Origin of the sequence: Shewanella abyssi (assembly GCF_023284025.1) — a bacterium.
GTDB classification, from domain to species: Bacteria; Pseudomonadota; Gammaproteobacteria; order Enterobacterales; family Shewanellaceae; genus Shewanella; species Shewanella abyssi.
This window is the reverse complement of sequence record NZ_JAKIKR010000098.1, coordinates 1-6,252: the sequence shown is the minus strand read 5'-3', so window position 1 is coordinate 6,252 and position 6,252 is coordinate 1. Positions and strand designations below refer to the sequence as shown.

Sequence of the window (6,252 nt, the reverse complement as noted above, 5' to 3'; positions counted from 1 at the left end):
AGAGCTTGAGCAAGCGGCACTGCGCTGGTTAGATTTCACCCTACAACGATTCACAGAAAGCGGCCTTGCCGGGCTAAATGCCTATTCTGGAATATCTAAGCAATATGAACAAGATACTGGGTTTCTTACCGGTTATGCCGGTATCGGTTTGGCTTTAATTACCGCCACCACAGGCAATGCTGATTGGGCTGACAGCCTGCTATTGACGTAAAGGATTAGTGATGACCAAGCCCTTAGCTAAAAATGAAAGCTTTTTTGTGATCCGAGCGCCACGCTTGCCCCTTGAAGAGCTCAGCAAAATTTCAATTATCCGAGATGAAATGCGAGTACAGCTTAACACTTGGCTAGATATGGCTGGCATACAAGAAGCCTTGTATTTAGCCAGTCCAGCCTTAATCGATAGTCTGCCGCAATGGCGAGAAAAGCCGGATAGCAAACAAGCGAAGAAAACGGAACAATCGCTAATAAAATACTTGATCCGCATGAGTTCCCGTCCCACGCCTTTTGGGCTATTTTCAGGCGTCGCGCTGGGCAAGGTAACCCAGGATAGCCGCATCGTAACTGAGCACTACCTGCAAGATAGCCGCAAGACACGGCTGGATATGTTTTATCTTGGTGCGTTAAAATCAAAAGTAGCCTCGCTAGCAATACGTGATGATGCGATGCGCTACTACCCCAATAGCTCACACTACTTCGTCGCAGAGCAGTGCCGCTATATCGAATCTTATCAATCTAACGATGTTCAACAGTACCGCCTATCCGCGATAGCAGCTGACGAATACTTCTTGACCGCACTAAAATTGTCGACCCAGGGCATTAGCTTTTCAACCTTAGTCGAGCAGTTTCAATTGGCTCACCCGGCCGCGACAACAGTGGACATTGAGCCCTATGTGGAGCAATTAATTACCGAATCGATATTGGTGCCCAAGTTACCACTGCCACTCACTGGCGATTCGCCGGATAGCTGCCTTATGGATACCTTTAATGCTATTGATAAGGCTGAATATGCCGATCAACTAGCCACTGGACTGTTTCATCTACAGGGTTTTGACCAAAAATCGACGGTATCGATCAAGGAATACCAAGCAGTAACCCGCTCTTTGAGCAACGAATTAGTCAAGCCAGACGAAGGAAAATTGTTTCAGACTGACATAATGCGCCAATTCAGTTCATGTGAACTGTCACAAGCGGAGATTGATACACTAGCGGAACATTTAAGTTTGCTGCATAAGAGTCACCAGCGACCCTACTCACCATTTAGAGATTTTATTCAGAAATTCAATCAACGCTTTGAAGGTCAATTTGTACCGCTGGATCTGCTACTCGACGAAGAGTCAGGTATAGGTTTCTCAGCTGAAACCGGTTACGAAGCGCCTCTAATTGCCGGGATAAATCTGGGTAGACAGAATAATCGCAGCCAAACAGAGGCCGCTAGCACGCTATTGGAACTTGAGATAGAGCGAACATATTCAACACCAAATATGAGTACGATAGACACACTATCTATATCTGCGACTAATCTAAAAAAGCAAATAAAGACGCTTAAAGAAGATAGGAGTTTGCCCGCATCATTCGCGGCGATGGTCAGCGGCTATTACGATCAAAATGGTAAAATACTACTAAAATATAATGGTTGCTACGGGCCATCGGCAGCAAATCTATTGGGGCGTTTTTGTCATCTCGATGAGACGCTGAAGACTAAAGTGATAGCGCATTTAAAGCAGGAAGAGCACCACAGCCCAGAGGTGATATTCGCCGAAATTGCTCACGTCCCAGAGGGGCGCCCTGGTAATGTCATCGCCAGGCCTCATCTACGTGACTACGAAATCACCTTTATGGCGGACTCATCACTTGATGAAGATAAGCAAATAACCTTATCTGATCTGTATGTCTGGGTCGAAAATGACGAAGTTAAGCTATGGTCCAAAAAATTAAATAAACAAGTGGTGCCAAGGCTCTCATGTGCACATAACTATTCCGATAGAAGTCTTAGTGCCTATAAATTCTTGTCTATGTTGCAAAACCAGTCTATGTCCTTGCCCCGGTTTTCGAAGCCCACCAGTCTCGATAATGCAGTATTTTGTCCCCGTATAATGTTAGATAATCTTATTTTGGCTGAGAAATCATGGCTAATACCACGAGAAGATTTAGAGAAATTATATCAAGCCGAGCAGATCAACGATAAACAATGGCGCAAGCTGCAACAGAAATATAGGCTCGAAAACTGGGTGTTATTCGCGGTTAGCGACCACGTACTACAACTGGATCTCAGCAACCCCGCCATGCTGGCTATCTTACTGTCTGAATCCAAGGGCTTAAAGCATGTTCCGCTAAAAGAGGTCCTCAGCCAATCGCTGACGCCTGTGGTCAGTAATGCACAAGGTCAACACTATAATAGCGAAATTATTATCCCTTTTTTCAATGAGCAAGCGACTAAGCTAACCTGTTTTCACGAAAATCCGCTAAAAAATATTGAAGCCAAAAATATTACTCGTCGATTCGCACCCGGCTCAGAGTGGCTTAGTCTGAAAATATACTCAGGCAATACCACAGTGGAAAACCTGCTTAGCGAACAGCTATTACCCCTGATTGAGCAGCATGCAGAACTGTTCAATAAATGGTTCTTTATCCGTTATGGTGATCCCGACTGGCATATCAGGCTCAGATTCCAGGGCTCCCCAGAAAAGCTCTACGGGCAACTGCTGCCCCTATTAAATAGTGTGTTTGAACCTATGCTGGCTGCAAATCAACTACATAGAGTTGAAGTGTCGACCTATGAGCGTGAAGTTGAGCGTTATGGCGGTCCAGATGCTATGGAGCTAGTCGAAGCGCTTTTCATGGCTGATAGCCAACTCATTGCGGCAATGTTGCAGCAAATTGATGAGCATGGCGAAGACATGCGCTGGCGACTCGCGACGCTCAGCTGCAATAAATTATTCAATATATTTGACTACAGTGACGATGATACTTTGAGTCTACTAACGCGATTACGCACAGGCTTTGGCTCCGAGTTCAATGAAAGCGCTATGCTGAGAAAACAACTGGGAAACCGCTTTAGGGAGAAGCAGCAACAGCTTGAAGATGACATGGCCAAACTGGGTAACTCGTTAGCGGTAGCTGAAATCGCACTGTCGTCTAGTCAGCTTGAGCTGCACAAGTTATTACAACAGTGGCAAGTGATCGCTGACCCCATTATTGCAAATATTAAGCTGCTACAAAAAGAGAGTAGGCTTACTTGCAGTTTCGACACCTTGATCAACTCGCTACTGCATATGCACAACAACCGAGTATTTAAGGCCTACAATAGGGAGCAGGAGTTGGTCGTCCATGATTTTACGCGACGCTTCTATTTCTCCAAAATTCAAAGAAATAAAAACAATCGCTAGCTAGTCAGTGGCCAGCAGAGTGACCATACACGCTGCTGGCCTCGCTCGATACTCGCCCTCTGACGACGGACTACCACCCCAGGGCTAACGCATCAACGTCTATTTGTTGAATAACGCCATGCTTTCAAACAGGTAATCCTCATTTAGACAGCAGAGCCTGCTCTTGTTAGCCATGCTCAGTGATCGTGATTTATTTTGCTTCAACATGTTTAATATCCATTGACGGATGACGGCTAATTTTTCGCCCGCTAATCCTGCTCTGGCTTGGAGTTGCTCTTCCTTAAATACTACGTCTAAGATCCAATGCAGGTAGTTCTCTACCGACCAGTGCATTCTCGTCGCCTTAAGTGCTGCGGTAGCCTCAAGTTCTCGGCTGCTGATATAATAGCGAACATAATCACTGGTTTTATTCTTTATAGTCATTCGGCTTGCACTGCGATGACGATTTTTGCTTTCCATTTCTGACAAAGTGGCAAACTGTCATCAACGGCTATGACCCTGCAGCGTCGACGTTCCTTTCGTCCATGCAGCTTGGGAATAGCTGTAATTTCGTTCGACTTATCCTCTATCTTTTGTTGGCCAATGCACATGCCCAGATCCGTAGACCAAGCGTTAACCATGTGGATCGTTTCATTACCACGTCCTTTGCCTGCACCACGAAGTGCCTTGCCATCAATCGCCAATTGGCCAGCGACCTTTTCATTGCCGATGATGTCCTGAACCCACTCTTGGAAGATTGATTTAAGACTCTCTGGGGGGAAAAATGGCAAACACACGGTTAAAGGTGTCGTGGGATGGAATACCACATGGCGAAGAAAAGAATTTCTTGAACCATTTTTCCCGATCCTGAACGGGACAGAGTGATCTCAGTCCATGTATCAAACCCACACATCATGGCCCATATAGCCATGAACACAACTTCTGAGAGAACATGGGAGCACTTAGACTCAAGACGTCGGTCTTCTAAGGAATCGAGGTATTCAATCAAGGGTTTTGGGGACATAAGTAAGCACGGGTTGGTTAAGATCTCTACTATATACAGGTCTAAAGATAGGCTGACAACAAACAATGCTGATCCGCACATTCAACTGATCGATGTACGATCAATTTGCTCAGATTGTGATCATGCGTCAGCCCTGCAATAAGCAGAAGAGTAATATTTTACTAATAAATTATGCTGTATTCCCTACACGTCCTGTAGGACTATCAGGCTGTTGAGAACACTTTCAATATCTCCATGGATAAATAACAATACAGTCTCAATTTATAAAAGATCAAACTAATAGAACTAGAACAACTCTATTATTGAGCCGTTGTAACACCTACTTAAAATTCTGCTTTATTTGTAGTTAAAATACCAGTATCGCAATGGTAAGCAATACATGAATGGCAAACAAATGACTCCTTTGGCTTTCCTCCGCCAACGTTAGGGGTCAATAGCTCTGGCAGAGTCTTATTGTCAGCTGACAAAATTTTAAGTGCTTTCTTTTTAAGTACTAATTTCATTTTATATTTCCTTTTTATTTATGGTTTTTTATAAAAAATGTCCCATCTAAATAATAGGAAATAGCTATCATAAACAGAGGGTAATGATAGCTAATCACCCCATTAGTAAGCGCAGAGACCTAGGCCAGCAGCACCGCCATCTCTTGCTTTGGGATCTTGCTGCTGAGCACAGCTATACTGTGCCTGAGTAACACCGCAACATCTTTCTGAGTTAGGAATAGTATCAGTATCGGGAGCTGCACGCCCCGCTCCGGCTATTTGTGCGGTCGCGTCATTGGGTAGAATCGCGTTGTCTTTGGTTAGGTTTTTTAATTTATTTTTCTTTAATGATAATTTCATTTGTAGTTCCTATTATTGCTGTTGTTAATAATTAATTCAGTAACAAACTGATATCTAAGCTCAGATCATATTATTAGGAAGCGTTTATTGAATTACGCCTACCTAACTGTCGTCATACATTCACCACACTACTGAAGTGTTAACCTACATGTCGGTAGCTGTTGTGGTTAAGATGCGGGTGTCGCAATGCAATGTAATTTGTATTTATAAATTACTCATACTGATTCAAAAAAACGAGCGTTTAGACTCTGGTTACACTGTTAATTGTCCGTATTAGAGGTCATATATTTAACAACCTGCTGCACTGATCATTAATCTACTCATTTATATTTGATTATAAAATACCAATTTAGTACTCATTTACATCGCCATGTTGAAAACGATTCATCTCCATCGAAAGGTAAGCTATTGCGTGTCATCACTTAGCTTGTATGATATTTATCAACATTTATAACAATAAAGAACTCTGCGGCTTATGCCATATATCGCTCCCCTTAAATTATCTTTATCGCAAGAAAAAAACATCAAAGTTATTCATCACAGTTTTATTGAAAACATCATTAATACCGCGAATATTAATTATGGTTTCTTAGGTGGGCGAACTGGTGAAATACCGTATCTGTATTTGGTAGAAAAGGTTGTTGACTGCAACAGTCCCAAAATAGAACAGCTTATCAATACTGATATCGACAAACTTATAGCGGCCCTATCAACCCAAGAGTTACCGTTCGGGATCAGTGTTGGTGTTAGTGGCATAGGCTGGACGCTTGAATTTCTCAATCAACAACAGGGTGATGACTATGATATCGAGTTTTGCAACACCTTGGACGAGCTATTGATTACCGCCGTGAGTACGCCGCAGTGGCAGGGTGAGCTTGAATATGTACTGGGATTGGCGGGTGTTGCGGCCTATGCCGCTAGGCGACTAAAACGCTCTAGTGATCCGCGCCTATATGAAAAAATTATCACCCACTACGAAGCGTTGGCCATACAGGTAAATGAACAACAGCTATCTTGGCCT

At 43.5% G+C, this 6,252-nt stretch carries 5 protein-coding genes and 2 pseudogenes; 3 read left to right on the top strand and 4 right to left on the bottom strand.

Annotated features, from left to right (window positions below; translation table 11 throughout):
• Both L2755_RS21620 and L2755_RS21615 read left to right on the top strand, forming a co-directional pair.
• Positions 1 to 211, top strand: a pseudogene (locus L2755_RS21620) (lantibiotic biosynthesis protein); the annotation flags it as partial.
• A 10-nt stretch (positions 212 to 221) separates the two neighbouring features.
• Positions 222 to 3,386 carry a lantibiotic dehydratase gene (locus tag L2755_RS21615; protein ID WP_248982708.1) on the top strand — a complete coding sequence of 1,055 codons (3,165 nt, stop codon included), beginning with the start codon at positions 222 to 224 and terminating at the stop codon, positions 3,384 to 3,386.
• Positions 3,387 to 3,647: 261 nt separating this feature from the next.
• Here the strand turns inward: L2755_RS21615 and L2755_RS22475 are convergent.
• The 4 genes and pseudogenes from L2755_RS22475 to L2755_RS21600 all read right to left on the bottom strand — a co-directional run.
• Positions 3,648 to 4,123: pseudogene (locus L2755_RS22475) on the bottom strand (hypothetical protein); the annotation flags it as partial.
• A 41-nt stretch (positions 4,124 to 4,164) separates the two neighbouring features.
• On the bottom strand, positions 4,165 to 4,389 hold the full coding sequence (locus tag L2755_RS22470; RefSeq protein WP_487250735.1) for a transposase family protein: 225 nt from the start codon (positions 4,387 to 4,389) through the stop codon (positions 4,165 to 4,167).
• A 323-nt stretch (positions 4,390 to 4,712) separates the two neighbouring features.
• The gene (locus tag L2755_RS21605; RefSeq protein WP_248982707.1) at positions 4,713 to 4,892 is read right to left on the bottom strand and encodes a hypothetical protein; all 180 of its coding nucleotides are present in this window, start codon (positions 4,890 to 4,892) and stop codon (positions 4,713 to 4,715) included.
• A gap of 102 nt (positions 4,893 to 4,994) precedes the next feature.
• A complete protein-coding gene (locus L2755_RS21600) occupies positions 4,995 to 5,231 on the bottom strand; it encodes a hypothetical protein (RefSeq protein ID WP_248982706.1) in 237 nt (78 codons plus the stop codon).
• Between the two features lie 475 nt (positions 5,232 to 5,706).
• Here L2755_RS21600 and L2755_RS21595 point away from each other — a divergent pair.
• The coding region (locus L2755_RS21595) for a glycoside hydrolase family protein (RefSeq protein ID WP_487250734.1) at positions 5,707 to 6,252 on the top strand (546 nt) is incomplete at its 3' end.